Annotated in this window: 25 protein-coding genes, 1 tRNA gene and 1 other RNA gene; 10 read left to right on the forward strand and 17 right to left on the reverse strand. The window is 69.5% G+C overall.

Annotated elements, in window-relative coordinates; translation table 11 throughout:
• Positions 1-304: 304 nt before the first annotated feature.
• Positions 305-919, forward strand: a complete 615-nt coding sequence (locus ACLQ7T_RS13255) for a glutathione S-transferase family protein (RefSeq protein WP_420479852.1) — start codon at positions 305-307, stop codon at positions 917-919.
• Between the two features lie 3 nt (positions 920-922).
• On the opposite strand, the gene ACLQ7T_RS13260 is transcribed toward ACLQ7T_RS13255, so the two are convergent.
• From ACLQ7T_RS13260 to otsB, 3 genes are read right to left on the reverse strand one after another with little or no spacing between them, the layout of a single operon-like run.
• Positions 923-2,353, reverse strand: coding sequence for an alpha,alpha-trehalose-phosphate synthase (UDP-forming) (locus tag ACLQ7T_RS13260; protein WP_420479853.1), 1,431 nt, complete (start codon positions 2,351-2,353; stop codon positions 923-925).
• Positions 2,350-4,137 (reverse strand): glycoside hydrolase family 15 protein, encoded by a 1,788-nt coding sequence (locus tag ACLQ7T_RS13265; protein ID WP_420479854.1) that lies wholly within the window; start codon positions 4,135-4,137, stop codon positions 2,350-2,352. The genes ACLQ7T_RS13260 and ACLQ7T_RS13265 overlap by 4 nt, the downstream gene beginning before the upstream one ends.
• Positions 4,134-4,922 carry a trehalose-phosphatase gene (otsB, locus tag ACLQ7T_RS13270; RefSeq protein WP_420479855.1) on the reverse strand — a complete coding sequence of 263 codons (789 nt, stop codon included), beginning with the start codon at positions 4,920-4,922 and terminating at the stop codon, positions 4,134-4,136. The genes ACLQ7T_RS13265 and otsB overlap by 4 nt, the downstream gene beginning before the upstream one ends.
• Positions 4,923-5,046: 124 nt before the next feature.
• On the opposite strand from otsB, the gene ACLQ7T_RS13275 reads away from it, so the two are divergent.
• A complete protein-coding gene (locus ACLQ7T_RS13275) occupies positions 5,047-6,036 on the forward strand; it encodes a KpsF/GutQ family sugar-phosphate isomerase (RefSeq protein ID WP_420479856.1) in 990 nt (329 codons plus the stop codon).
• 71 nt (positions 6,037-6,107) lie between these two features.
• Here the strand turns inward: ACLQ7T_RS13275 and ACLQ7T_RS13280 are convergent, their stop codons facing one another.
• Positions 6,108-6,689: a CAP domain-containing protein gene (locus ACLQ7T_RS13280; RefSeq protein ID WP_420479857.1), complete on the reverse strand. Its 582-nt coding sequence runs from the start codon at positions 6,687-6,689 to the stop codon at positions 6,108-6,110.
• Between the two features lie 2 nt (positions 6,690-6,691).
• Positions 6,692-7,270 carry a hemerythrin domain-containing protein gene (locus ACLQ7T_RS13285; RefSeq protein WP_420479858.1) on the reverse strand — a complete coding sequence of 193 codons (579 nt, stop codon included), beginning with the start codon at positions 7,268-7,270 and terminating at the stop codon, positions 6,692-6,694.
• A gap of 302 nt (positions 7,271-7,572) precedes the next feature.
• Here ACLQ7T_RS13285 and ACLQ7T_RS13290 point away from each other — a divergent pair, with 302 nt between their 5' ends.
• Complete coding sequence (locus ACLQ7T_RS13290; protein WP_420479859.1) at positions 7,573-8,778, forward strand: acetyl-CoA C-acetyltransferase; 1,206 nt, start codon at positions 7,573-7,575, stop codon at positions 8,776-8,778.
• 17 nt (positions 8,779-8,795) lie between these two features.
• On the forward strand, positions 8,796-10,970 hold the full coding sequence (locus ACLQ7T_RS13295; RefSeq protein ID WP_420479860.1) for a 3-hydroxyacyl-CoA dehydrogenase NAD-binding domain-containing protein: 2,175 nt from the start codon (positions 8,796-8,798) through the stop codon (positions 10,968-10,970).
• 46 nt (positions 10,971-11,016) lie between these two features.
• Here ACLQ7T_RS13295 and ACLQ7T_RS13300 read toward each other — a convergent pair whose 3' ends face one another.
• The gene (locus tag ACLQ7T_RS13300; RefSeq protein WP_420479861.1) at positions 11,017-11,340 is read right to left on the reverse strand and encodes a hypothetical protein; all 324 of its coding nucleotides are present in this window, start codon (positions 11,338-11,340) and stop codon (positions 11,017-11,019) included.
• Between the two features lie 70 nt (positions 11,341-11,410).
• Between ACLQ7T_RS13300 and ACLQ7T_RS13305 the strand changes: the two genes are divergently transcribed.
• Both ACLQ7T_RS13305 and ACLQ7T_RS13310 read left to right on the forward strand, forming a co-directional pair.
• A complete protein-coding gene (locus tag ACLQ7T_RS13305) occupies positions 11,411-13,066 on the forward strand; it encodes an amidohydrolase (RefSeq protein ID WP_420479874.1) in 1,656 nt (551 codons plus the stop codon).
• A 77-nt stretch (positions 13,067-13,143) separates the two neighbouring features.
• Positions 13,144-13,217: transfer RNA gene (locus ACLQ7T_RS13310), tRNA-Gly, on the forward strand.
• Between the two features lie 9 nt (positions 13,218-13,226).
• On the opposite strand, the gene ACLQ7T_RS13315 is transcribed toward ACLQ7T_RS13310, so the two are convergent.
• The 7 genes from ACLQ7T_RS13315 to ACLQ7T_RS13345 form a co-directional block, all read right to left on the reverse strand.
• Positions 13,227-14,195, reverse strand: a complete 969-nt coding sequence (locus ACLQ7T_RS13315; RefSeq protein ID WP_420479862.1) for a TraB/GumN family protein — start codon at positions 14,193-14,195, stop codon at positions 13,227-13,229.
• Between the two features lie 55 nt (positions 14,196-14,250).
• Positions 14,251-14,439, reverse strand: coding sequence for a helix-turn-helix transcriptional regulator (locus tag ACLQ7T_RS13320; RefSeq protein ID WP_141627858.1), 189 nt, complete (start codon positions 14,437-14,439; stop codon positions 14,251-14,253).
• Positions 14,440-14,449: 10 nt separating this feature from the next.
• Positions 14,450-14,893, reverse strand: coding sequence for a hypothetical protein (locus ACLQ7T_RS13325; protein WP_420472430.1), 444 nt, complete (start codon positions 14,891-14,893; stop codon positions 14,450-14,452).
• Positions 14,894-14,983: 90 nt separating this feature from the next.
• Positions 14,984-16,252 carry a DNA recombination protein RmuC gene (locus tag ACLQ7T_RS13330; RefSeq protein ID WP_420479863.1) on the reverse strand — a complete coding sequence of 423 codons (1,269 nt, stop codon included), beginning with the start codon at positions 16,250-16,252 and terminating at the stop codon, positions 14,984-14,986.
• 245 nt (positions 16,253-16,497) lie between these two features.
• Positions 16,498-16,746 (reverse strand): hypothetical protein, encoded by a 249-nt coding sequence (locus ACLQ7T_RS13335; protein WP_420479864.1) that lies wholly within the window; start codon positions 16,744-16,746, stop codon positions 16,498-16,500.
• Between the two features lie 111 nt (positions 16,747-16,857).
• Positions 16,858-17,460, reverse strand: coding sequence for a recombination mediator RecR (recR, locus tag ACLQ7T_RS13340; RefSeq protein WP_420479865.1), 603 nt, complete (start codon positions 17,458-17,460; stop codon positions 16,858-16,860).
• Between the two features lie 13 nt (positions 17,461-17,473).
• On the reverse strand, positions 17,474-17,803 hold the full coding sequence (locus ACLQ7T_RS13345; RefSeq protein ID WP_420479866.1) for a YbaB/EbfC family nucleoid-associated protein: 330 nt from the start codon (positions 17,801-17,803) through the stop codon (positions 17,474-17,476).
• A 163-nt stretch (positions 17,804-17,966) separates the two neighbouring features.
• Here ACLQ7T_RS13345 and ACLQ7T_RS13350 point away from each other — a divergent pair, with 163 nt between their 5' ends.
• Positions 17,967-18,581 carry a malonic semialdehyde reductase gene (locus tag ACLQ7T_RS13350; protein ID WP_420479867.1) on the forward strand — a complete coding sequence of 205 codons (615 nt, stop codon included), beginning with the start codon at positions 17,967-17,969 and terminating at the stop codon, positions 18,579-18,581.
• A 51-nt stretch (positions 18,582-18,632) separates the two neighbouring features.
• On the opposite strand, the gene ACLQ7T_RS13355 is transcribed toward ACLQ7T_RS13350, so the two are convergent.
• Positions 18,633-20,495 carry a DNA polymerase III subunit gamma/tau gene (locus ACLQ7T_RS13355; RefSeq protein WP_420479868.1) on the reverse strand — a complete coding sequence of 621 codons (1,863 nt, stop codon included), beginning with the start codon at positions 20,493-20,495 and terminating at the stop codon, positions 18,633-18,635.
• Between the two features lie 145 nt (positions 20,496-20,640).
• On the opposite strand from ACLQ7T_RS13355, the gene ACLQ7T_RS13360 reads away from it, so the two are divergent.
• Complete coding sequence (locus tag ACLQ7T_RS13360; RefSeq protein WP_420479869.1) at positions 20,641-21,264, forward strand: hypothetical protein; 624 nt, start codon at positions 20,641-20,643, stop codon at positions 21,262-21,264.
• A gap of 10 nt (positions 21,265-21,274) precedes the next feature.
• Here ACLQ7T_RS13360 and ffs read toward each other — a convergent pair.
• Positions 21,275-21,368: signal recognition particle sRNA small type (ffs, locus tag ACLQ7T_RS13365), an RNA gene on the reverse strand.
• A 29-nt stretch (positions 21,369-21,397) separates the two neighbouring features.
• On the reverse strand, positions 21,398-22,126 hold the full coding sequence (locus ACLQ7T_RS13370; protein ID WP_420479870.1) for a ubiquinone/menaquinone biosynthesis methyltransferase: 729 nt from the start codon (positions 22,124-22,126) through the stop codon (positions 21,398-21,400).
• Positions 22,127-22,168: 42 nt separating this feature from the next.
• Between ACLQ7T_RS13370 and nudC the strand changes: the two genes are divergently transcribed.
• Positions 22,169-23,101 carry an NAD(+) diphosphatase gene (nudC, locus tag ACLQ7T_RS13375; RefSeq protein WP_420479871.1) on the forward strand — a complete coding sequence of 311 codons (933 nt, stop codon included), beginning with the start codon at positions 22,169-22,171 and terminating at the stop codon, positions 23,099-23,101.
• Positions 23,102-23,170: 69 nt separating this feature from the next.
• On the opposite strand, the gene ACLQ7T_RS13380 is transcribed toward nudC, so the two are convergent.
• Positions 23,171-23,893, reverse strand: a complete 723-nt coding sequence (locus ACLQ7T_RS13380; protein ID WP_420479872.1) for a 3-deoxy-manno-octulosonate cytidylyltransferase — start codon at positions 23,891-23,893, stop codon at positions 23,171-23,173.
• 150 nt (positions 23,894-24,043) lie between these two features.
• Here ACLQ7T_RS13380 and ACLQ7T_RS13385 point away from each other — a divergent pair.
• The coding region (locus tag ACLQ7T_RS13385) for a c-type cytochrome (protein WP_420479873.1) at positions 24,044-24,673 on the forward strand (630 nt) is incomplete at its 3' end.

Genomic DNA, 24,673 nt, shown 5'->3' on the forward strand with positions numbered 1-24,673 from the left:
TTGAGGACATGTTGCTTGCCCTATCGCTCGCGTCGCGGACGCTCGCTGCTTGAGGACATGTTGCTTGCCCTATCGCTCGCGTCGCGGACGCTCGCTGCTTGAGGGCATGTTGCTTGCCCTATCGCTCGCGTCGCGGACGCTCGCTGCTTGAGGGCGGGTATGCCGCACGTCTGCTGACAGCATGCTGGCAGCAGGGTGGCAGTAGATCAATCTCCACCGACGGCGAGGGGCCGCCGGGCGCAAATCCGGGCTCAAGCAGCGAGGCTCCGCGAGCCGAGCGATAGCCCACAAAGGGAGACTGATCATGCTGACGCTGTTCCACGCCCCGCAATCGCGGTCTGGCCGCATCGTCTGGCTGATGGAGGAGATCGGCGCGGCCTATGAGATCGAGTACGTCGACATCTTCCGCGCCCTGACCGGCACGGGTCGCGCTGACCGCAACAACCTGCATCCGGACGGCAAGGTCCCGGCCCTGCTGCACGACGGGGCGCTGGTGACGGAATCCGCCGCCATCGCCCTGTACCTGACCGATCTCTTCCCGGACGCCGGTCTGGGCGCGCCGGTCGGATCGCCGGAGCGGGCGGCCTATGTCACCTGGCTGGCCTGGACGGCGGGCGAGATGGAGCCGGCCTACTGGAGCCGGATCAGCGGCCAGACCGAAAGCGATCCGCTGGCGATGAAACGCTATGAGCAGGTCAACGCCCGCATCCTGACCGCCCTCGAGCACGGCCCGTATCTGATGGGCCACCGGTTCACGGCGGTAGACGTCATGGTCGGTTCCGCCATGGCCTGGGGCCGCGATTTCGGGCCGCAGAGCGCCCTGCTGGACCGCTGGCTGGAGCGGATCGGCACCCGGCCGGCCAATCTGTCGGCCATCGCTCGGGACGGCACGCCGGCGCTGATCGCCGAGGTCGCCTGACAGTCAGGCCGCGTGGGCGGCGGCGTTACCGTCGTCGCCCGCATGGCCGTTGCCGGGATGGCCGATCGCCTGGAGGGCGTTGACGAAGTCATCGCGCCAGACGCTGACGTCCGTGTCCTGGACCACCGTCATCAGCGCCTCCCACCGGCGGCGGCGTTCGATTAGCGGCATGTCCAGCGCCTTCTTGATCGCGTCGGACAGCTCCTCGCGGGCGAAGGGATTGACCAGCAGGGCCTCGGTCATCTGCTCGGCCGCGCCGGCGAAGCGGGACAGGACCAGCACGCCCGGATCGTCCGGGTTCTGGGCCGCCACATATTCCTTGGCCACCAGGTTCATCCCGTCGCGAAGGGGCGTGACCAGCCCGACCCGCGCGGCGCGATAGATGCCCGCCAGCTGGTCCCGGCGATAGGTGCGGTTCAGATAGCGGATCGGCTGCCAGTCCATGTCGGCGAACTCGCCGTTGATCCGGCCGGCCAGCGCGTCGAGACGGGCCCGGATGTCCTGGTAGGTGTCCACGTCGTCGCGGCTGATCGGGGTGACCTGCAGCAGGAAGACCTCGCCGCGCTTGTCCGGATTGTCCTTCAGGAACTGGTCGTAGCCCGAGAGCCGTTCCTCCAGTCCCTTGGAGTAATCCAGCCGGTCCACGCCGACGATCATCGAGCGGAAGGCGGCCGAGGCCGACATGCGGTCGTAGGTCCGACGCCCGAGCGGGGAGTTCCGGGCGGTCAGGAATTCGTCGACGTCGATGCCGATGGGGAAGACCCCGACCTGAACCTCGCGGCCGAAGGCCTGCACCCGGCCATCAGGCGTCACCGTCCCCTTCTCCTCGACCTCCACATAGCGCTGGAACAGCTCCATCCACTCGCGGGTGTGGAAGCCGATCAGGTCGTAGTCGAACATCGACTCCACCAGCCGACGGTGGTGCGGCAGGGTCACCAGCAGCTGGCGCGCGGGCCAGGGGGTGTGCAGGAAGAAGCCGATCCGGTTGGTGATCCCGCGCCGCCGCAGATCCCGGGCCATGGGGATCATGTGGTAGTCGTGAATCCAGATGACGTCGTCCGGCCGGATCAGCGGCGCCAGCACATCGGCGAAGCGGGCGTTGGTCCGTTCATACCCCTCGCCGTAGGAGCGCTCGTAGGCGGCCAGATCGGTGCGGTGGTGGAAGAGGGGCCAGAGGGTCTTGTTGGCGTAGCCGTTGTAGTACTCCTCGACGTCCTGGGCCTCGAGGTCGACCAGTCCGACAGTGACGCCGGCGCGATCCTCGATCTTCAGGTCGCCGGTGAATTTGGCGACGGTTTCGCCCGACCAGCCGAACCACAGGCCGTCATACTTCCGCAGGGCGGCAGACAGGGCCATGGCGAGGCCGCCCGCCGATCCCGAGGCGGGGTCCTTGGGGGCCGAAACCCGGTTGGAAACGACGATCAGGCGGCTCATCGCACATCCGTCCACGACCGGCTGAGCAGCACGGCGCAATTGATGATGCCGACCAACGAGTAGGTCTGCGGGTAGTTGCCCCACAGCTCGTCATCGCCCAGCGCGATGTCCTCGCTGAGCAGGCCGGCGTGGGTGCGTCGGCTCAGCATCTGTTCGAAAATTTCGCGCGCCTCGGCGTCGCGGCCGTTCTGGTGCAGGGCTTCGATGAACCAGAAGGTGCAGAAGTTGAACGCCGTCTCCGGCTCGCCGAAATCGTCCGGCTCCACATAGCGGAACAGGTAGGGCCCCTTCTTCAGGTCCCGTTCGATGGCGTCGAAGGTGGCGACCTGCCGGGGATCCATGGCGTCGAGGAAGCCGAGGTCGGTCAGCTGCAACAGGCTGGCGTCCAGCTCGCGGTTGCCGAAGCTGGCGGCGAAGCGGCCCTCGTCCGGCAGATAGGCCTCGCGTTCGATCCGCTCGCGGATCTCGTCGGCCCGCTCCCGCCAGACGACGGCGCGTTCATGCAGACGCAGATGGTCGGCCGCCTTGGCCAGGCGGTCACAGGCCGCCCAGCACATCACCGAGGAATAGGTGTGCACCCGGGCGATGGTGCGGAACTCCCACAGGCCGGCGTCGACCTGGTCGTGCATGGCGTAGGCCCGCTCGCCGACCTTCTCGAGCGCATGGAAATCGTCGATCGTCCCCGGGCGCAGCAGGCGCTGGTCATAGAAGGCCTGCACCAGCGGCAGGACGATCTGTCCGTACACGTCGTGCTGCAGATGCTCGCGCGCCTGGTTGCCGACCCGCACCGGCTTCATGCCGCGGTAGCCGGCGACCGTGTCGGTGATCCGCTCGTCGATATCCTCCTCAAGACCCACGCCGTAGACCGGCTGCACATGGCCGCCGCCCGAGGCGTCGACCAGGTTGCGCAGATAGCCGAGATAGTTCTCGAGGATGTCGACCGCGCCCAGCCGGTTGAGGGCCCGCACCACATAGTAGGCGTCCCGGATCCAGCAGTAGCGATAGTCCCAGTTGCGGCCGCTTTCCGGGAACTCGGGCACGGAGGTGGTCAGGGCCGCGACGATGGCCCCGGTCTCCTCGTAGGCGCAGAGCTTCAGGGTGATGGCGGCGCGAATCACCGCCTCCTGATAGTCCAGCGGCAGGTAGAGCTTGCGCACCCAGTCCCGCCAGTAGGCGACGGTGCGGTCCAGGGCGGCAGAGACGCCGGGACCGACATCCTGATCGTAGCCCTCGTCCGGCCCGAGGAAGAAGGCGTGCGGCTTCTCCAGCCGGAAGACCCGCTCGTTCAGCACGTGCGAGACCGGACAGTCGGTGGTCAGACGCAGGGTGACGTCGGTGCACAGATAGCGGACATGGTTCGAGCCGCTGGTGCGTTCGGCCGGGCGAGCCCCCCAGTCGGCCGACGGGCGCAGGCGGACACGGATGCGCGGCGCGCCCTCCAGCGGCCGCACGATGCGGCCGTAGGCGAGCGGGCGATAGGTTCGGCTGTGCTTGGGATGACGCGGGCAGAAGTCGATGACCTCCACCGCGGAGCCGTCTTCGGCGGTCAGGACGGTCCGCAGCACCGGGGTGTTGCGGACATAGGCCTGGTCGATGTGCTTCAGCCCCTCCAGTTCGATGTCCCAGAAGCCGTGGGCGGGGTCGTCGCCGTCCATCAGGGCCGAGAAGATCGGGTCGCCGTCGACGCGGGGCGCGCAGGCCCAGACGTAGCGGCCGCGCCGGTCGATCAGGGCGCTGATCGAGCAGTTGCCGATGGGGGCGAGATCAAGGTCCGGCCGGGTCATGCGACGCCCTCCAGCTGCTCCAGCCAGTCCAGAACGGCGGTGACTCCGGTCAGGCCGTAGCGGGCGACGGTCCGGCGCGGCGGTCCGACCAGAACCCCGAAGCCACCCAGTTCGGCGGCGGCGCGGAAGCCGTCCTCGTCGGTCAGGTCGTCGCCGAGCATGACCGGCATGGCTCCGGCGAAGGGGGCCTCGGCCATGAAGGCCTTGAGCGCTGTGCCCTTGGTCGACCCGGGCGTTTTCAGCTCGATGACCATGTTCCCGGGCTGCAGCATGAGGCCGGTCTCGGCGGCGAGCCGGCGGGTGAGCGCCTCCGCCTCGGCCGCCGCCTCGGGCGCGCCGCGATAGTGCAGACCCGCCGCCACCGCCTTGTCCTCGACGACCACGCCGGGACGGGTGCGGGCGAAATCCTCGAAGGCCGCGACGGCGTTGCGTACGCTCTCCGACGCCTCCGCGCGCAGGAAAACGCCGTCCGTCCGGCGTCGCTCCAGCCCGTGCACGCCGGATGCGGCGGCCATGCTGCCGTCGGCGATGCGATCAATCTCTGCGATCGTCCGGCCACTGATGATCGCGGCCCGGCCGCCGATCCGCGGCGCGAGCGCGGTCAGGACGGCGGTCCGGCGCGCGTCGGGCGTCACGCCTTCGGGCGTCGGCGCAAACTCGGCCAGCACCCCGTCCAGGTCCAGGAAGAGAGAAATTCGCCCGGGCCGGATCGGCGGCGCGGGCAAACGCGAAAAGGTCTCGGCCGCCGCGGTCGCGGCGTCGACGGTCAGATCAGACGTCCCCATGACTGATCTAAGCCCCGAGCCGCCGCCGGGGTTCCCCAAGCTTGGCCTTTTATTTCGCATGCGCAGCATAAGACCGGATCGCTTCCGAGTTGGCAAACCGCGTCCGATCCGCCATGTCCCCGACATGACCCAGACCGCCCTGCCCGCCGACACCGCCGCCATGGTCGCCCGCGCCCGCGAGGTGATCGGCCTGAACATTTCGGCCCTCCAGCAGCTGGAGGCCGCCATCGACGACAGCCTGGCGAAGGCGGTCGAGATCATCCTGTCGCGCCCCGGCTATCTGGTCGTGACCGGCATGGGCAAGTCGGGCCACATCGGCGGCAAGATCGCCGCGACCCTGGCGTCGACCGGCACCAACGCCTTCTTCGTCCATCCGGCGGAAATGAGCCACGGCGACCTGGGCATGCTGCGCAAGGATGTGACCCTGCTGGCGATCTCCAACTCGGGCGAAAGCCGCGAGCTGCGCGATCCGCTGATCTATTGCCAGCGCGAGGGCATTCCGGTGATCGGCATCACCCAGCGCCCGGGCAGTTTCCTGGGCCGGTCGTCGGCGGTCTGCCTGACCCTTCCCAACGCGCCGGAGGCCCATCCCGACGGCTTGGCGCCGACGACCTCGACGCTGATGACCCTGGCGATGGGCGACGCCCTGGCCATGGTGCTGACCGAGCGCCGGGGCTTCACCGCCGAGGACTTCGGCCTGCACCATCCCGGCGGCAAGCTGGGCATGAGCCTGCAGAGCGTGCGCGACTGGATGGGCGACCGCCCGCCCGCCCCGGCCACGGTGGGTCTGCACGCCAGCTTCGCCGAGGTGGTCTCGGCCATCACCGAGGGCCGCAAGGGCGCCGCGGCCGTGGTCCAGGCGGACGGGACCCTGGCCGGGATCGTCACCGACGGCGACGTCCGCCGCGCCTTCGCCCGCGGCGACCTGTCGGGCCTGACGGCGGCCGATGTGATGAGCGCGAAGCCCAAGGTCATCGCGCCCGCCGCCCGCATGAGCGACGCCATCGACCTGATGACCCAGAACAAGATCGCCACCCTGCTGATCGTCGAGGACGACCGCCCCGTCGCCATCGTCCACATCGCGGAGCTGATGCAGGCGGGGTACGTGAGCTGAAGGGTGCTGATGAGTAGTGGCGCAGGGCGCCGACGTCGGCGCTCGACTCACCACTCACCAGCGCCGTTCACTCAGTATGCCCTGAACCCGTCCACATTGCCCGGCGGTGAATAGCGGCAGGCCAGCACCGAGCGATCGCCGGCCTCGACCACGGCGCAGCCGACATGGGTTGTGCGGCTCCAGACCAGCTGGGTGTAGTGGCCCACCACCGTCCAGTCGCCGGTGCGGCTGACCGCCGGGAAGGTCCCGGGCCGGTAGTCGGCCTTTTCGGCGATCCATTCGCCGACCATGTCCTCGGGCGTCCACGTGCGACCGCCCCAGCCCGTCCACAGGTTCTCGCCATGGCCGTGCGGCGAGGGATCGTGGGCGAAGACATTGCTGGCCGCCAGCTGCCGCGCCCAGACCCGCGCCTCCTGTTCCAGCCCGTCATCCCAGATGAGGGCCGGCACGCCGACCCGGGCGCGCTCGGCGTTGTGGGCGCGCAGCAGCCGCTGCTCGATCTCGTCGGACGGCCGGCTGTCCCGGGGCGGCGCGATGGGCGCCAGCTCCCGGGCGCGCGGATCGGCCTGGCGGACATAGAGCGGGTCCGCCGCGGCGCATCCGGAGACGGTCGCCAGAACCCCGGCCAGCAAAAGACAGGTCGGTCGGCCCACCGTCAGCGCGCCTCGACGCCGGCGTCCCGGACCGGGTCCTCAAACGGCGCCTCGACCAGGGCGCTGTCGGCATCGTCGCCATGGAAGGTGCGGGTTTCGGACGGCCGCTCCGGATGGGCCCGGGCCTCGGCCATCGCCGTCTCGCGCCGCGCCCGCATCTGGTCGGCCAGATCCTTCAGGTCCAGGCCCGCCTTGCGCGCGAGGGTGAAGATGCCCTTGGAGGGCGCCTCCTCCTCCTCGAAGTGATGCTCAAGGATCTCCGACAGGACGTGCACCTTGGTGGCGTAGAAATGCTCCTCGGGTCCGCCGGCCTTGATGTCGTTCATCAGCACCTTGGTGGCGTCGTGTTCGACATAGCCCTCGTCCAGCTTGCCGTCGGGGATTTCGCCGCGGCAGGCGGGGTAGAGGATCTCTTCCTCAAGGATGGTGTGAACCTCCAGCTCCAGCACCAGCCGTTCGGCCAGCCGCTTCTGCTCGGCCTTGCCCTTCGCCTTTTCGAACTGGTCGAACAGGTCCTCGATCAGCCGGTGGTCCGCCTTCAGCAGGGCGATGGCGTCCATCTCGTCATAGGTCTGCGTCATGATGCGTCTCCCTTGTTCGGGGGGAGAAAGACGTTCAGGCCCCGGGCCGTTCCACTGAGAGTCGTTCGCGGACCGATCCCGCCCGCGGGGCGTTGATCAGCCCGGAGGCGCGCCCGGCGGCGCGTTTCATCTTTTCGGCCCGGCGGGTCATCCACCCCTTTCGAAGACGTGACGACGTCCATACTTGACGTTGACGTAAACGTACGCTTTCTGACGCCCGAGTTTCAATTCCGCACCCTCCCCTCCGACCGGTCCGCGCATCGCGGCGCGTGAAGGGGGACATCCAGAGAAGGATCTTCTCCATGGCCGACGCCTACATCTACGACGCCGTGCGCACCCCGCGCGGCAAGGGCAAGAAGGACGGCTCGCTGCACGAGATCACCGCCCTGTCGCTGGCGACCCAGGTGCTGGAAGCCATCCGCGACCGCAACGGGCTGGACACCTCGAAGGTGGACGACGTCATCCTGGGCTGCGTGGCCCCGATCGGCGAGCAGGGCGCGGACATCGCCCGCACGGCCGTGCTGAACGCCAACTGGGCCCAGACCACCGCGGGCGTGCAGATCAACCGCTTCTGCGCCTCGGGCCTGGAAGCCGTGAACATGGCGGCCGCCAAGGTGAAGGCCGGCGAGGCGGACTTCGCCGTCGGCGGCGGCGTGGAAGCCATGAGCCGCGTGCCGATGGGCTCGGACGGCGGCGCCTGGCCGGTCGATCCATCCATCGCCATCCCGGCCTATTTCGTGCCGCAGGGCGTCTCGGCCGACATGATCGCCACCAAATGGGGCTTCAGCCGCGACGACGTGGACGCCTATTCGGTGGAAAGCCACAAGCGCTCGGCGAAGAGCTGGGCCGAGGGCCGGTTCAAGGGTTCGGTCGTGCCGGTGAAGGACCAGCTGGGCCTGATCCGTCTGGACCATGACGAGACCGTCCGCCCGAACGCCGACATGCAGACCCTGGGATCGCTGAACCCGTCGTTCGCCCAGATGGGCGAGTTCGCCTTCGACGCCGTGATCAACCAGCGCTACCCCGAGATCGAGCGCGTGAACCACGTGCACACCCCGGGCAACAGCTCGGGCATCGTGGACGGCTCGGCCGGCGTGCTGATCGGCTCGCTGGAAGCCGGCAAGGCCCTGGGCCTGAAGCCGCGCGCAAAGATCCGCGGCGCCGCCTCGATCGGCTCGGAGCCGTCGATCATGCTGACCGGCCCGGAGTTCGTGGCCAACAAGCTGCTGGGTAAGCTGGGCATGACCACCGCCGACATCGACCTGTGGGAGCTGAACGAGGCCTTCGCGGCCGTCGTCCTGCGCTTCATGCAGGCCCTCGACATCCCGCATGACAAGATCAACGTCTGCGGCGGCGCCATCGCCATGGGCCACCCCCTCGGCGCGACCGGCGCCATGATCACCGGCGTGGTCCTGGACGAGCTGGAGCGCTCGAACAAGGAGACCGCCCTGATCACCCTCTGCATCGGCGGCGGCATGGGCACCGCCACCGTCATCGAACGCGTCTGATCCGGGAGCGACTGACCATGGAAAACTTCAAGATCGACGTGGATGCCGACGGCATCGCCCTGATCACCTTCGACGTCCCGGGACGTTCGATGAACACCCTGACCGGCAAGGTCATGGCCGAGATCCCGGAATGGATCGAACGCATCAGGACCGACGACGCCATCAAGGGCGCGGTCCTGACCTCGGGCAAGGCCAGCGGCTTCTGCGCCGGCGCCGACCTGGGCGACATGGCCTCGGGCATGCTGGGCGGATCGGACCTCCAGGCGGCCTATGACGCCGGCTGGAAGCTGAACGGCGCCCTGCGCGCGCTGGAGACCTGCGGCAAGCCGGTGGCCGCGGCCATCAACGGCCTGGCCCTGGGCGGCGGCCTGGAGCTGACGCTGGCCTGCCACTACCGCGTGGTCGGCGACGACTCGAAAATCCAGCTGGGCCTGCCCGAGATCAAGGTCGGCCTCTTCCCCGGCGGCGGCGGCACCCAGCGCCTGACCCGCCTGATCGGCGTGCAGAACGCCCTGATGGCGATGAGCGAAGGCAAGCCGTGGCGTCCGAACGACGCCAAGGGCGCCGGTGTCGTCCACGAGGTCGTGGCCAAGGGCACGGAAGTCGAGGCCGCCAGGGCCTGGGTCAAGGGCGGCGGCAAGGCCGTGCAGCCGTGGGACGAGAAGTCCTTCAAACTGCCCGGCGGCGGCCCCTACCACCCGGCCGGCATGCAGACCTTCGTGGTCGGCAACGCCATGCTGCGCAAGCAGTCCTACGCCAACTACCCGGCCGTACTGAACCTGATGAAGGCCGTGTATGAGGGCGTTCAGGTGCCGATGGACGCGGCCCTGCGCATCGAGACCCGCTACTTCATCAAGACCCTGATGACGCCGCAGGCCCAGGCCATGATCCGCTCGCTGTTCCTCTCGAAGCAGGAACTCGACAAGGGCGCCGTCCGCCCGGCGGGCGTGCCGAAGTCGGACCCGAAGAAGGTCACCGTCCTGGGCGCCGGCATGATGGGCGCGGGCATCGCCTATGTGCAGGCCCTGGCCGGCATCGAGACCATCCTGATCGACCAGACCCAGGAAGCCGCCGACAAGGGCAAGGCCCACGTCGAGGAGCTGCTGAAGAAGCGCCTGTCGCGCGGCGCGATCACCCAGGAGAAGTTCGACGCCCTGCTGGGTTCGGTCACGGCGACCACCGACTATGACCTGATCAAGGGTTCGGACCTGGTCATCGAGGCCGTGTTCGAGAACCGCGAGATCAAGGCGGAAGTGACGAAGAAGGCCGAGGCCCAGCTGGAGCCGGGCGCCGTCTTCGGCTCGAACACCTCGACCCTGCCGATCACCGGCCTGGCCGAGGCGAGCGTGCGCCCCGAGGACTTCATCGGAATCCACTTCTTCTCGCCCGTCGACAAGATGATGCTGGTCGAGGTGATCCTGGGCGAGAAGACCGGTGAGGCGGCCATCGCCAAGTCGCTGGACTACATCCTGAAGATCAAGAAGACCCCGATCGTCGTGAACGACGGCCGCGGCTTCTACACCTCGCGCTGCTTCGCCACCTACGTCGCCGAAGGTCTGGCGATGCTGGAGGAAGGCTATGCCCCGGCCCTGATCGACAACATCGGTCGCGCCACCGGCATGCCGCGCGGCCCGCTGGAAATGCACGACGACGTCGCGCTGGACCTGTCGGTCAAGGTCGCCAAGCAGACCGCGATCGACCTGGGCGACAAATACGTCCCGCTGCAGGGCGCCGAGATCGTCCGCAAGATGGTCGAGGACCTGGGCCGCTACGGCCGCAAGAACGGCAAGGGCTTCTACGACTACGACAGCAAGCCCAAGAAGCTGTGGTCGGGCCTGTCGGAACTGGCGCCGGTGACGATCAACGACTCGACCCCGGAACTGGTCGCCGACCAGAAGCAGCGACTGCTGTACCGCCAGGCCGTTGAGGTGGCGAAATGCTGGGATGAGGGCGTGATCAACGATCCGCGTGAAGCCGACGTCGGCGCCATCCTCGCCTGGGGCTTCGCGCCCTGGACCGGCGGCCCGATCACCTTCATCGACCAGACCGGCCTGAAGGCCTTCGTGGCGAAGGCGGACGAATACGCCGAACGCTACGGCGACCGCTTCAAGGTCCCGCAGTTCCTGCGCGACATGGCCGACAGGGGCGAGACCTTCTACGGGAAGTTCTCGGGCCAGAAGGCCGCAGCCTGATGAATGAGGGGGGAGGCCGGACCGGCCTCCCCCTTTTCATTTGCGGTTACGGCAGGGCGTCGCCGTCGATCGCCTCCTGGACACAGGCGCTCCGTTCCGCCTCGAAGCCCTGCGGGTCCGCCGCCCGGCGCTCGATCAGGACCTGTTCGAGAGCCGTCCGCTGCGCCCGGGTCAGGGCGCCCGGCGCCCCCGGCTCGGGCGTGCGCTCATCCCACCAGTCGCGAATGAACCAGCTGGGGCCGGCGACCCGCCCCGTCTCGCGCATGGCGTCCGCGATCAGAAGATTTACATGGGCCAGACAGAGCTCGGCCCGAACCGGTTCGGCGGGCGGGGCCTGCAGGGCGGCGACGAGAAGGACAAGCGGCGTCATGGGACGACCTTGACGCAGGCCTCGCGATAAGGCGAGTCCGATGCCCCGTCCTGTAAGGAACCGTCACATGATGCGGCACACCCTTCTTCTCGCCCTGCTGTTGACCGGCGCGGCGACGACCGCCCAGGCGCAGGACCTGCTGATCCGCGGCGGCCCCATCCACACCGGCGTCGACGCCGCGCCGACCGCCGAGGTGGTGCAGGTGCGCGACGGGCGGATCAGCTACGTCGGCGCCGCCGCCGGCGCGCCGGATGCGGCGGGCCTGACGGTCGTCGACCTGAAGGGCGCGGCCCTCTTCCCCGGCTTCACCGACGGCCACGCCCATCTGGACGGCGTCGGCTGGCGCGAGCTGACCCTGAACCTGGAGGGCTCGACCTCGGTCGCCGACGCGATGGCCAGGCTGGCCGACTGGGCCCGGTCGCATCCGGACGGCCCCGTCATCGGGCGCGGCTGGATCGAGACCCACTGGCCCGAAGGCCGGTTCCTGACCGCCGCCGATCTGGACGCCGCCGCCCCGGGGCGGGTGGTGCTGCTGAGCCGCGCCGACGGCCACGCGGTGGTCGCCTCCACCGCCGCCCTGGCCGCCGCCGGGATCGACGCCTCGACCGCCGCCCCGGCCGGGGGCGAGATCCTCAAGGGGGCTGACGGCGCCCCGACCGGCCTGCTGGTCGACGCCGCCGAACAGCTGATCGCCGGACTGATGCCGCAGGCCGATCCGGCCGCGACGCGCGAGGCCTATCGCGCCGGCTTCCGGGTTGAGGCCGCCTATGGCTGGACCGGGGTTCACTTCATGAGCGCCCCGTGGCGCGACATCCCGCTGCTGGAGCAGATGGCCGAGGCGGGCGAGGCGCCGCTACGGGTGTACAACAGCGTCACCCCCGACGGGGCGGCCGAGCTGATCGCCGGCGGACCGCGCAGCGTCGCGGACGGGCGGGTGATCACGCGGGCGATCAAATACTACGCCGACGGGGCGCTGGGCTCCCGCGGGGCGGCCCTGTTCGCCCCCTACGCCGACCGGCCCGACACCACCGGCCTGATGCAGATCACCGAACAGGAGATCGTCCCCCTCTACGAAGCGGCGCTGAAGGGCGGCATCCAGGTGGCGACCCACGCCATCGGGGATCGCGGCAACGCCTCGGTGGCCGACTGGTACGCCGAAGCGCTTGCGGCCGTGCCCGCGTCGCAGCGCCCGAACGGGACTGATGTGCGCTGGCGGATCGAGCACGCCCAGATCGTGCGCCCGTCGGACTATCACCGGTTCCGGGACCTGCCGATCATCGCCTCGATGCAGCCGAGCCACGCCATCGGCGACCTGCATTTCGCCCCGGCCCGACTGGGCGACGCCCGACTGGACGGCGCCTACGCCTGGCACAGCCTGAGCGATCTGGGCGTGATCGTCGTGGGCGGCTCGGACGCGCCGGTCGAACGGGGCGCGCCGCTGATCGAGTTCTACGCCGCCGTCGCCCGCCGGGACCTGTCCGGCTTCCAGGGCCCGGACTGGCGCCCGGACGAGGCGGTCGACCGGGCCACGGCCCTGAAGATGTTCACCCTGTGGCCCGCCTGGGCCTCGTTCCGCGAGGCCGAGCTGGGCACGATCGAGGTCGGCAAGCGGGGCGACTTCACCGCCTTCAGCGTCGACCTGATGACCGCGCCCTTCGCCGACATCCCCCGGGGCCACGCAACCCTGACCGTGGTCGACGGCGTGGTCGTCTATCAGGCGGACTGAAACGACAACGGGACGGCCCTTTCGAGCCGTCCCGTCTTGAGGTCGGACGCCGTTGGCCCTAAGTCAGGGGCGGCTCCGCGGGCATGATGTAGTGGTAGCCTGAAAGCTTCCCAAGCTTTTCGTGCGGGTTCGATTCCCGCTGCCCGCTCCAGCCTCCCCCCTATTCCACCCGCTCGACATGAACGCCGCGGCCTTCGAGGATGGCCTGGACGCTGTCGTCACCCGCGAGGTGGGCGGCGCCGACGGCGATGAAGGCCGTGCCCGAGCCGTCGAGCAGGGTCTGGATCTGGCCGGCCCAGTTGGTGTTCCGGCGCACCAGAAGAGCCTCATAGAGCTCGCGGTCGTCCTTCATGTCGTCGACGCCGTAGCGCTCGATGGCGGCCACGTCGCCGGCGGCCCAGGCGTCGACCAGGCGGTCCAGCTCGGTCGTGGCGTTGTCGAAGGTCTTCAGGGTGCTGCGCAGGAAGTCCAGCTGGGCCTCTTCGGGCATGCCGGCCAGCATGCCCACCTGCTCCTCCAGCGTCTCCAGACCGTGGAGCGGCTTGCCGGCCGCCTGGGCGCGCGCCTTCAGGACCAGCTCGACGCCCGACTGCGGGTCATAGCCCGCCTTGATCAGCGGGGCGACGCTGAGGGTCAGGCCGGCGAACCACGGACGGAAGATGTCCATCTGGGCCGCCGGCAGACCGACGGAGGCGGCGGCAGCGTCCAGCTCGGCCTTTTCCTCGGGCGTCAGGAGGCTGGAAAGCGGGGTCTGCGGCGACAGACCCAGACGCTGGATGATCGGCAGGGCCGCCGCCTGGTCGTCGGCGTTGGTGATCTCGAACCAGATCTGGTCCGCGCTGTCGAAGGCGGCGTCGACCCGGTCGGTCGCCCAGGCGGTGGTGGGGCGCAGGACGTGGATCGTCCCGAACAGATAGATGGTCGAGTCGGCGTCGCGCACGACCCAGAGGGCCGGACCGGCGCCCTCGGCGCGCGGCGTGGCGGCGGCGGTCGCCGGCGCCGCGCTCTGGGCCAGGGCCTGGGCCGGCTGGAAGGCGATGGCGGCGGCGAGGCCGAGGCCGAGGACGGAGCCGAGGGTGACGCGCCCGGCGGCGGCGGCGGTGGACATCAGGCGAGAGGCGAAGGTCATCGGAGGTCTTTCCTGGGAAGGGTCACGGATGAGGACGACGGGACAGACCCGCCGCCTATTCCGAAAAGATGGATTCAATGGGTTGTTCGAACACCCGGGCGATCTTGAAGGCGAGCGGCAGGGAGGGGTCGTAGCGACCCGTCTCCAGCGCATTGACGGTCTGGCGGGAGACGCCCAGCGCCTCGGCCAGATCGGCCTGGCTCCAGTTGCGCTCGGCGCGGAGGACCTTGAGACGGTTGTTCATGAGCGGCTCCTCATCGGCGCTGCGCCCACCAGACGACCCAGCCGATGGCGTAGCCGACCAGCAGGAAGCCCAGCATCACGGCCATACCGAACGCGAGGACCTCGCCCGGAGGCATGCCGGACAGGCCGATGTCGACCTCCTGCGTCTGCAGGGTCAGCAGCAGGACGCCGCCGACCGCCATGCCGGAGCAGCCGCCCCACCACCAGGCCCATTTGTGGGCCTCACGCGCCGCCTCGTCGAGCCGCCGCCACCACCAGATGGCCAGCAGCAGGCAGACGGCCATGGCGACGGCGTTGAGTCCGATGCTGACCGCGAACGCCGCCGCGCCGGAGAATTCCGCGGCGACGGCGTTGCCGACCCCCGCGATCGCGCCCGCGGCCAGGGACAGGCCCATGACCATCAGGAAGGTCTTCGGACCGGCGATCCGGCGTCCGGTTCTGGATGGAGTCGACATGACAAGCTCCCGCGTCTCTTTGACAAGTGTGTTTTACAACACGCCGGGACAATGTCAAGCGCCCTTGTCAATTAGACGCCAAGACTTGTCTCAGGAGTCGGTCGGAGCCGTGAGCCGGGCGTTTTCGACCAGTTCCGGCCGGCTGAGGGCGCGGGGCGAGGGCTCGACCGGCGGCAGTTCGGGAATGTCCTTGCCCTCGTGATCCACCTGCAGGTCCTCGAACCGCCGGGCCGAGACCATGACCTGACTCTCCAGTGAGCCGACGAACTGGTTGTAGCGGTTGACGGCGGCGTCCAGCGCCTTGCCGACCGAGGCGGCGTGACCGCCCATCACGGACAGACGGGCATAGAGTTGCTTGCCCAGTTTCGCGACCTCCTCGGCGTTCTTCGCCTGCTCCTCGGCCCGCCAGCCGTAGGCCACGGCCTTGCACAGGGCGAACAGGGTGGTCGGGGTGACGATCACCACGCGCGAGGCCATGGCGTCAGTGAGCAGGTTCGGCTCGTGGTCCAGCGCGGCGGCGAGGAAGGCGTCGCCGGGCACGAACAGAGCGACGAAGTCGGGGCTGGGCTTGAACTGGTCCTGGTAGGCCTTGGACGCCAGCTGACGCATGTGGGTCTTGAGGCTGGCTGCGATGCGGACCGAGCGGGCGTGGGCCCGGGTCTCCTCGTCGCCCTGGTCGGCGCTGTCGTCGAAGGCCAGCGGCACCTTGGCGTCGATGACGAACATGCCGCCGCCGGGCAGGCGGACGATGAAGTCGGGACGCTGCTGGCGGCCTTCGTCGTTGGCCGAGGAGTTCTGCTCCTCGAAGTCGAACCGACCGGCCATGCCGGCGGCCTCGAGCACATTGCGGCAGGTCTGTTCACCCCAGCGGCCGCGACGGCCGGTGTTGCCGCGCAGGGCCTCGGTCAGCTTGCGCGCCTCGTCGCGCGTGGCGGTGGAGGCGGTCATCAGCTGGGCCAGCTGCGCCTTGAGCCCGCCGGTCTCCTCGGCGCGGGTCTTCTCCAGCGCGGCGACCTGTTCCTGGAATTTCGCCAGGGTCTCGGCCACGGGCTTGAGCTGGGCGTCCATCCGCTGCTGGGCCAGGAGCTCGCGGTTGCGGAAGGTCTCGTCGGTCCGCTTGAGCATCTCGTCGGCCGCGCTGCGGGCCGACTCGGCGGCCTGGGCGCGCAGGAGCTCGGCCTGGGTGGCGGCCTGGTCCTCGGCCAGATGCAGCCGGGCCTCGGTGGCGGCGAAGCGCTGGGACAGGTCCCAGGCCCGGGCGTCGGCCGCGGCGGCGCGGCGGCGCTCCATCAGGGCCCAGGCGAGCGCGATGAGGGCGACAACGGCGGCGGCGAGGGCGGCGACAAGCGAGGCGTTCATGCTCCGTTCCTTACCGGGAGTCGGAGGACCGCGCCACGACGACGAACGCGCAGGACGGTGGAGGGGCGTGAAATACACCGTCCGGACCGTCCAGACCGTCCAGATCGTCTACCGGCCGGGTCCATGAGGTTGTGGTTCATCGCGCCAGTCTGGACCGCCCGTCCGTCATTTCCGGACGTAGCCTCGGAAGAAGAAACGGCGGCTCCGGGACGGAGCCGCCGCTTCACCCGGTCCTGGAAATCGGATCAGGGTGCGTCGGGAAGGCTGGCGCAGCGCTCGGCTTCCGCAGCCGAACAGGTCTGCCAGTCGTCGTATTCCGGCGTGCCGGCCTCCGGCAGGATCGGTCCCAGCGGTCCCTGCGGCAGGCAGACGTTGTCGATGTTGTGAATGCACTGACGGTAGGTTTCCCGCGCCGCCTGGGCGTCGGAGCCGGGAACCGGAACCACGGTCGCGGCAACGACGAGCGCGGCAGCCAGAACGATCGTTTTCAGCATCAAGACCTCCTCCAGGGACCCCAAACGGCCCCGGGTGCAGGTTCAACCAGGAGATTTATACAGTCAAGAAATTCGTGTTTCTGGCGAATTTGGCGACGCCGCGCCCCGGGATTACGCCGGGCGGCGGGCCCGCAGCGCCTGGACGATGGTGCCGTCGTCCAGCCAGTCCAGTTCCCCGCCGACCGGGACGCCGCGGGCGAGGCTGGTGATCTCGACGCCGGAGCCGGCGAGACGTTCGGCGATGTAGTGGGCGGTGGTCTGGCCGTCGACGGTGGCCGGCAGGGCCAGAACCACCTCCCGCGCCTCGCCGCCCCGGACGCGGCCCACCAGTTCGGCGACGCGCAGGGCGTCGGGGCCGATCCCGTCCAGCGCCGACAACAGGCCGCCCAGCACATGGTATTTGCCGCGGAAGGCGCCCGACCGCTCCATGGCCCACAGGGCGCCGGCCTCCTCGACCACGCAGATCAGGCCGTTGTCGCGGGCGCTGTCCGAGCAGATCGAGCAGGGGTCGCGGGTGTCGGGCGCGCCGCAGACGCTGCAGGACACGACCTTCTCGGCCGTCTCGGCGAGGGAGGCCGCCAGAGGGACCAGCAGCTGCTCGCGCTTCTTGAGAAGGGCCAGGGCCGCGCGGCGGGCCGAGCGGGGCCCCATGCCGGGCAGCTTGGCCAGCAGGGCGATCAGGCGCTCGATTTCAGGTCCGGCGGAAGCGGCCAAGGCGCGACCCGCGTCAGAACAGCTTGGGCATGCCGGGGATGTTCATCCCCGCCATCGGGCCGGCGGCCTCGCGCATCAGGGCGGCGTTGACCTCGTCCAGCTTGCGCTTGGCGTCGGCGTGGGCGGCGACGATCAGGTCGGCGAGGATCTCGCCCTCGCCGGGGACCAGCAGACTGTCGTCGATGGTCACGCCGGTGATCTCGCCCGCGCCCTTGAGCGCGACGGTCACCAGCCCGCCGCCGGACGAACCGGAGGCGGCGGTTTCAGCCATTCTGGCCTGGGCGTCCTGCAGACGCTGCTGCATCTGCTGGGCCTGTTGCATGAGGGCGTTGAGATCTTTCATGCCCCCTAGATAGGCGGTTCGCGGCGTGGGCGACAGGGGGTTCGATCACGGCCGAACAGCGATCCGTAACAGAAAATGTTCCAGAACCCCTTGGCGATTATGCCGCACCCTCCTATTTCGCATCCACTACTGTTGCAGTTTGAAATTCTGGAGGGACCCTTCGATGGCCTTTGACGCCCTGACCGACCGCGACGCCCCGCTTTCCGACGCCGCCCTCGCCCAACTTTTCACCGAAGCCCGCACCCGCAACGGCTGGACGGACCGTCCCGTGCCGGACGCCCTGCTTCGCAAGCTGTACGACCTGACCAAATTCGGCCCGACGGCGGTGAACGCCACCCCGGCCCGCTTCGTCTTCGTGACCTCGCCGGAAGCCAAGGCGCGCCTCGTGCCGCTGATGAGCGAAGGCAACCGGGCCAAGACCGCCCAGGCGCCGGTGACGGTGATCATCGCCCAGGACATCGACTTCCACGAACACCTGCCGACCCTGTTCCCCCACGCCCCGGGGGCGAAGGACTGGTTCGCGGATGAAGCCGGCCGCCGCGAAACCGCCTTCCGCAACGCCTCGCTGCAAGGCGGCTATCTGACCATCGCCGCGCGGGCCCTGGGTCTGGATGTCGGCCCGATGTCGGGCTTCGACGCCGCCGCCGTGAAGGCCGAGTTCTTCCCGGATTCCAACGTCGAGCCGAACTTCATCATGAACATCGGCTACGGCTCGGACGAAAACCTGTTCCCGCGCTCGCCGCGGCTGGGGTTCGAAGAGGCGGCGCAGGTTCTGTAGGGGCGAGGGTCGAGGGAAGGAAGACGGCGCAGCCGCCTCGACCCTCGACCCTCAGTCCTCGTCGTCCGCCTCATCCGGGATCACCGGCAGCTCCACCGGCGCGGCGGTCGTGCGGATTTCGCCGATCTTCGCGCCCGGGAAGGCCTCCATGATCGCCTTGACGAAGGGGTCGGCCTCGACCTCGGCGCGCTCCTGCGCCCGCTTGCGCTTGTCGAGCTCGATGATGGTCTCGCCGCCGCCCTGGCCGTTGGCGGCGATCAGCCAGGTGCGGCCGGTCCAGTCCTTCAAACGGCCGGACAGGCGGCGGGCCAGATCGATCGGGGCGCCGGGCGCGCTTTCATAGGTGATGGCGCCGGGCTTGAAGCTGACCGGCTTCACGAAGCGCTGCACGTCCATCTGCAGCCCGACCTCGCGCTTCTCGCCGATCAGGGCGACGACCTGTTCGAAGGACTGGGGGTCCGGCAGGGCGGGCGCGGCCATGGGGCGCACAGCCAGTTGGGCGGACGCGCCGCCGCCCCCGCCGCCGCTGATCCGCTGACCCGCGCCCGGACCGCCGCCGACAGGTTCGCCGTCGCGCAGGGCCTTCAGCGCCTCCTCCGGTCCCGGCAGGTCGGCGGCGTAGGCCAGACGAACGATGGCCATCTCCACGGCGTCGGCGGGATTGGGCGCGCGGCGGACCTCGTCCAGCGCCTTGAGCAGCATCTGCCAGGTGCGCGACAGGGTGCCGGCCGAGATGACCGCGCCGAGCGCCGTCAGCTTCTGGGCCTGATCATTGGGGAGGCGGGTGGCGTTGGGCCCCAGCATCTTGGCCACCGAGGCGGCGTGGCAATGCTCGAGCAGGTCGTTGGTCACCTGAACCGGATCGGCGCCGTAGCCGTAGAGGGTGCGGAACAGCTCCAGGGCCTCGGGCGTGCGGCCCGCCATGATCGCCTCGAACAGGGCGATGGTCTGGGTGCGGTCGGCGAGACCGAGCATGTCGCGGACCGTCTCGGCCTTGACCGTCTCGCCGCGCTCGCCCTGGACAAGGGCCTGATCCAGCAGGGACAGGCCGTCGCGGACCGAGCCTTCCGCGGCGCGGGCGATCAGGGCCAGGCCTTCCTGCTCGATCTTCATGCCCTCGCGGTCGGCGATCCGGCCGAGGTGCTCGACGAGGATTTCCGGCTCGACCCGGCGCAGGTCGAAGCGCTGGCAGCGGGACAGGATGGTCACCGGCACCTTGCGGATTTCGGTGGTGGCGAAGATGAATTTGGCGTGGGGCGGCGGCTCCTCCAGCGTCTTCAGCAGGGCGTTGAACGCCTGCGTCGACAGCATGTGGACCTCGTCGAGGACATAGACCTTGTAGCGCGCCTCGACCGGGGCGTAGCGGACGCTTTCGAGGATGTCGCGGATGTCGTTGACGCCCGTGTGCGAGGCGGCGTCCATCTCCATGACGTCCATGTGCTGGCCGGCCATGATGGCGGCGTCGTGCACGCCGTGGGCCGACAGCTCCAGCGAGGGGCGGTCGATGACGTCGGTCTCGTTGTTCAGGGCGCGGGCCAGCAGGCGGGCCGTGGTGGTCTTGCCGACCCCCCGCACGCCGGTGAGCATGAAGGCGTGGGCGATCCGGCCCGTAGCGAAGGCGTTGGTCAGGGTCCGGACCATGGCCTCCTGGCCGATCAGGTCCTCGAAGGTGCGCGGCCGGTATTTGCGGGCCAGCACCTGATAGGCGTCGTCGGCGGCGGCCGGTTCGGCGGGGGCGGCTTCGGGCGCGGATCGGGTCGCGACGGCCTGCGCCGGTTCCGGCGCAGGAGCCGCTTCAGGCGCGGGGGCGGGCGCGCCGAACATGTCGTCGGTGTTGGGATCACGCTCCTCCACAGCCTCGGGGGCGTCTTCGTCCCAGGGAGGGCCGTCGAGATTCGGGTCCACGTCGCTCATATCCTCGTCTTAACCCGCCCGGCCGCCGGGGCGAAGGGGCTGGCGCACGGAGTTGTGGGCGGTCCGGCCCGGCCGTGTCGCCATCGAAGGGTTGTGAGACCGAAAGCCCATGCTACCGTACCTAGCAAGGGGAGCCGTCACCGACATGTTCAGGGTTATTTCCGCGACCGCGCTGGCCGCCGGTCTGCTGTTCGCCGCCGCGCCGGCCGCGGCCGAGCCGTTCGGCGCCTTCATCGACCTGTGCGTCGCCAAAAGGGGCGACAGGGCGGCTGCGCACGCCGCCGCCGCGGATCTCGGCTGGAGTGAAATCCCGAGAGAGGCGCTCGGGGAGGCGGCGAACGCCGAGCTTCGCGATGCGGTGCTGTATATCAATTTCGACCTCGCCAGCGGCCCGGCGACGGATGACCCGCCCGTGCTGCTTCTCACCGGCTGGGGCGACGGCGAGGAGATGCTGGGCGCCGAAAGCGTCGTGGTGGAGGTCTGCGGCGTGATCTCGCCCGACCTTGACATTGCGCAGGCCGAGGAACGCGTGACCGCCCTGGTGGGAGAGCGGGCCGCAGCGCCGGACGAAGGGCGGATGTGGCTCTATTCCTTGGACAATGGCCGGTACGTCTCTGAAGCCGCGCTGGAAGAGTTCGCCGGCGGCGAGATCGAGGCCGTCGCCCGGCAGCGGGACCTGTATGTCATCCTGTCGACCGAAGAGGACGGCGCGGGCGTGCTGATGCTCGGCGCCGTGCGCTCGGTGCTTCGCCTGCGCGAGGGTCTCTGAGTTTTCAGGAAAGGGTGGAGACCGCGACCCGAAGGGGAATTCGTTGTGGCTGCTGCCTTCCGGCCCTGACCAGGTTGGCGAAGCCTTCGCCCGCGATCTCCGTGACGGGATATGACCCCTCCGGCCGGGGAGATCAAGCCTCTGCCGGCTTCACCGCCCTGTGCAGGGCGACGATGCCCAGGGACAGGTTCTCGAAACGGACGCTGTCGAAGCCCGCGCGGACCAGTTCGGCGGCCAGCGCCCGCTGGTCGGGGAAGTCGTGGATGCCGCGCAGCAGATAGCCGTAGGCGGAGGCGTCCCCGCCCGTGGCGAGACGCCCGATCCACGGCATGCAGAGATCCATATAGGCCAGGTAGAGCGGATGCAGGCCCGGCACGACGACCCTTGAGGCTTCAAGGCACAGGAAGACGCCGCCCGGCTTCAGGACGCGCAGGACCTCGGGCAGCACCCGGGAGCGGTCGGTGATCTTCAGCCCGAAGGCCATGCTGACGACATCGACGGAGGCGTCCGGAAGATCGATCCGGCCGGCGTCCAGCAGGCCGACGTCGGCGACCACGCCCTCGCGGGCCAGCTTGTCCCGGGCGATCGCCAGCATCTGCGGCGAAATATCCGTGACCCGAAGACGCCAGTCGCCCGGGCGCGCGCCCAGCCTGCGCCAGAGACGGCAGGGAATGTCCCCCGTCCCCGAGGCCAGATCGAGGAGCACGCCGGGGGGCTCGGCGGCGATCCGCGCCGCCATGCGGGACTTCCAGAACCGGTGGATGCCCAGACTGAAGACGTCGCAGAGCCGGTCATAGCGGCCGGCGATCCGCCCGAAGACGTCATCCTCTGTCGGGCGAAAGTCGGCGGAATTGTCGGCCATAAGACGCGACAATGGCCCGCCGCCGGGGATATGAGAAGGCCCATGCCCCTGTCGATCCAGAACACCTTCGCCGGCAATCCGCTCGACCGGGCGGGAGACCGGCGGAACGATCCCGCCTGGCTGGCCGAGCAGGAGGCCAATCCCGAGGCGCTGGCGCTGGCGATATGGCAGGGCAAGCCGCTGGTCGAGGACCATGCGGACGGGCCGCGCCTGCAATGGCTGTCGCTGGCCCACGCGCGGGACGTCGTACCGGACCGCGAAGTCTTTCTGGGTCTCTGGAAGGCGGCGCCGGTCTTCGCGGTGGAGGTCGAGAGCCCGCTCGACCCGGCCGAGGGGCCGCTGCGTGGACTGGGCGCCTTCATGGACATGCGCGAGGCGGCGGGCGTGCTGTCGGGCGCCGACGCGGCCATGGCGGGACTGGCCAGGAGCCTGTTCGACTGGCGGGCGCGACACGGCTTCTGCGCGGCCTGCGGCCACGAGAGCGAGACGGCGTCGGGCGGCTGGAAGCGCGTCTGCCCGGCCTGCCGGACCGAGCATTTCCCGCGCGTCGACCCGGTGACCATCATGCTGGTGATCCACAAGGGCGGCGCGGAAGACCGCTGCCTGCTGGGCCGCCAGGCGGCCTGGCCCGAAGGCCGGATGTCGGCGCTGGCGGGCTTCCTGGAGCCGGGCGAGAGCATCGAGGAAGGCTGCGCCCGTGAGATCGCGGAAGAGGCGGGGCTGACGGCGACGAAGGTCCGCTACCATTCGAGCCAGCCCTGGCCCTTCCCGTCGCAGCTGATGATCGGCCTGTTCGCCGAGGTGGACTCGGACGACGCCCGGCCGGACCAGACGGAGCTGGAGGCGGTGGCCTGGCTGACGCGGACGGAAGCCGCCGCAGTGCTGGCCGGGACCCACCCGTCGATCAAGGCGCCGCCGAGGGTCGCGATCGCGCGGACCCTGATTCAGGCGTGGGTGGACGGGTTCGACGTCTGAGTGAGGGCTTGGGGCTTGGGGCTTCGGGTTCATCTGCCCTCCAGTTCCCAAGCCCTACGACCTAATTCCTCAAGCCAGCGCCCGCGCGGCTTCCAGATCCGCCGGATTGTCGACGGACAGCGGCGCCTCGTCGATGACGGCGGCCCAGATCTGCAGCCCCATTTCGAGCGCACGGAGCTGTTCCAGCTTTTCGCGCTTCTCCAGCGGCGACGGCGGGGCGGCGCAGAATTTCAGCAGGGCCTCGCGGCGGTAGCCGTACAGGCCGATGTGCCGCCAGACGGGGGCGTCGCCGTACAGGGTCGAGCGAGTGAAATAGAGGGCGCGTCCGTGGCGCTCGCCCTCGGGCAGGGCCAGCACGGCCTTGACCACATCCGGGTTGGACCGGTCGGACACGTCGGCTTCCGGCGCCACCAGGGTCGCGATGTCGCACTCCGGCTGGCCGTGCAGCAGGGCGGCGCAGGCGGTGGCCAGACCGGGATCGGCGAAGGGCATGTCGCCCTGCAGATTGATCACGGCGTCAAAGGCGCCGTCCGGATCAATCGCCTCCAGCGCCGCGCGGATGCGGTCCGAGCCCGACGGCAGGTCGGGATCGGTCAGGACGGCGACGCCGCCGATGGCCTCGACGGCGTCTACAATGGCCTGATCGCCCGCGGCGACCGCCACCTGCAGGCCCGACAGGGCGGCCTGTTCATAGGCCCGCACGATCATCGGCTTGCCGCCGATGTCCGCCAGCGGCTTGTTCGGCAGACGGGTCGCCGCCATGCGAGCGGGAATCAATATCAGGGGATTCATCGGTCTGCCTTGCTGCCTGCGACGCCGCACGCGATGAAAGGTCGCTTCGCGCCGGTTGCGAAGGCCGCGCTAGCGTGTAAGAGACGCCCACGCAAGAATTCGCCCGCCGTTCACGCGGCCGGGCCCTAACTTACGGGATGCGACGACGCGATGAGCGGCGATCTGAAGTGGAACAAGATTTTCGGCGCCGGTCTGGCGGTCGCCTTCGTCATCGTCGGCGTGCAGCAGGTGACCGGCGCGATCTACCACAGCGAAGCCCCTGAGAAGATGGGCTACTTCGTTGACGCGCCGGAAGAAGCCGCCGGCGGCGCCGAGGAAGCCGTCCTGCCGCCGGATTGGGGCACCGTCCTGCCGATCGCCGATCTGGCCAAGGGTGAAGCCGCCTTCGCGCGCTGCCAAGCCTGCCACGATGCGCACCAGGGCGGCGCCGACAAGATCGGCCCGAATCTGTGGGGCGTCGTCGGCGGCCCGGTGATGCACCGCGCCGGCTTCGCCTATTCGGACGCCATGAGCGCCCACAAGGCCGAAGCGCCGACCTGGGGTTATGACGAGCTGGACACCTTCATCACCGCTCCGGCCCGTTACGTGCCGGGCACCAAGATGTCGTTCGCCGGCATTCGTGACCAGCAGACCCGCATCGACCTGATCGCCTGGCTGCGGACGCAAGGCTCGGGCGGCTACGGCATCCCGGCGCCGGATCCCGCGCGCCAGCCCGGCGCCGCCGCTCCGGCGGAAGGCGAGGCCGCGGCCGAGGGCGAAGCGGCTCCGGCGGAAGGCGCC

The sequence above is a fragment of the Brevundimonas sediminis genome (genome assembly GCF_048799765.1).
GTDB lineage: Bacteria > Pseudomonadota > Alphaproteobacteria > Caulobacterales > Caulobacteraceae > Brevundimonas.

Excerpts from the sequence above, each read along its gene's own strand:
- ACLQ7T_RS13255 (WP_420479852.1), top strand. The coding sequence starts at position 305 with ATGCTGACGCTGTTCCACGCCCCGCAATCGCGGTCTGGCCGCATCGTC.
- ACLQ7T_RS13260 (WP_420479853.1), bottom strand. The coding sequence starts at position 2,353 with ATGAGCCGCCTGATCGTCGTTTCCAACCGGGTTTCGGCCCCCAAGGAC.
- ACLQ7T_RS13265 (WP_420479854.1), bottom strand. The coding sequence starts at position 4,137 with ATGACCCGGCCGGACCTTGATCTCGCCCCCATCGGCAACTGCTCGATC.
- otsB (WP_420479855.1), bottom strand. The coding sequence starts at position 4,922 with ATGGGGACGTCTGATCTGACCGTCGACGCCGCGACCGCGGCGGCCGAG.
- ACLQ7T_RS13275 (WP_420479856.1), top strand. The coding sequence starts at position 5,047 with ATGACCCAGACCGCCCTGCCCGCCGACACCGCCGCCATGGTCGCCCGC.
- ACLQ7T_RS13285 (WP_420479858.1), bottom strand. The coding sequence starts at position 7,270 with ATGACGCAGACCTATGACGAGATGGACGCCATCGCCCTGCTGAAGGCG.
- ACLQ7T_RS13290 (WP_420479859.1), top strand. The coding sequence starts at position 7,573 with ATGGCCGACGCCTACATCTACGACGCCGTGCGCACCCCGCGCGGCAAG.
- ACLQ7T_RS13295 (WP_420479860.1), top strand. The coding sequence starts at position 8,796 with ATGGAAAACTTCAAGATCGACGTGGATGCCGACGGCATCGCCCTGATC.
- ACLQ7T_RS13300 (WP_420479861.1), bottom strand. The coding sequence starts at position 11,340 with ATGACGCCGCTTGTCCTTCTCGTCGCCGCCCTGCAGGCCCCGCCCGCC.
- ACLQ7T_RS13305 (WP_420479874.1), top strand. The coding sequence starts at position 11,411 with ATGCGGCACACCCTTCTTCTCGCCCTGCTGTTGACCGGCGCGGCGACG.
- ACLQ7T_RS13315 (WP_420479862.1), bottom strand. The coding sequence starts at position 14,195 with ATGACCTTCGCCTCTCGCCTGATGTCCACCGCCGCCGCCGCCGGGCGC.
- ACLQ7T_RS13320 (WP_141627858.1), bottom strand. The coding sequence starts at position 14,439 with ATGAACAACCGTCTCAAGGTCCTCCGCGCCGAGCGCAACTGGAGCCAG.
- ACLQ7T_RS13325 (WP_420472430.1), bottom strand. The coding sequence starts at position 14,893 with ATGTCGACTCCATCCAGAACCGGACGCCGGATCGCCGGTCCGAAGACC.
- ACLQ7T_RS13330 (WP_420479863.1), bottom strand. The coding sequence starts at position 16,252 with ATGAACGCCTCGCTTGTCGCCGCCCTCGCCGCCGCCGTTGTCGCCCTC.
- ACLQ7T_RS13335 (WP_420479864.1), bottom strand. The coding sequence starts at position 16,746 with ATGCTGAAAACGATCGTTCTGGCTGCCGCGCTCGTCGTTGCCGCGACC.
- ACLQ7T_RS13345 (WP_420479866.1), bottom strand. The coding sequence starts at position 17,803 with ATGAAAGATCTCAACGCCCTCATGCAACAGGCCCAGCAGATGCAGCAG.
- ACLQ7T_RS13350 (WP_420479867.1), top strand. The coding sequence starts at position 17,967 with ATGGCCTTTGACGCCCTGACCGACCGCGACGCCCCGCTTTCCGACGCC.
- ACLQ7T_RS13355 (WP_420479868.1), bottom strand. The coding sequence starts at position 20,495 with ATGAGCGACGTGGACCCGAATCTCGACGGCCCTCCCTGGGACGAAGAC.
- ACLQ7T_RS13360 (WP_420479869.1), top strand. The coding sequence starts at position 20,641 with ATGTTCAGGGTTATTTCCGCGACCGCGCTGGCCGCCGGTCTGCTGTTC.
- ACLQ7T_RS13370 (WP_420479870.1), bottom strand. The coding sequence starts at position 22,126 with ATGGCCGACAATTCCGCCGACTTTCGCCCGACAGAGGATGACGTCTTC.
- nudC (WP_420479871.1), top strand. The coding sequence starts at position 22,169 with ATGCCCCTGTCGATCCAGAACACCTTCGCCGGCAATCCGCTCGACCGG.
- ACLQ7T_RS13380 (WP_420479872.1), bottom strand. The coding sequence starts at position 23,893 with ATGAATCCCCTGATATTGATTCCCGCTCGCATGGCGGCGACCCGTCTG.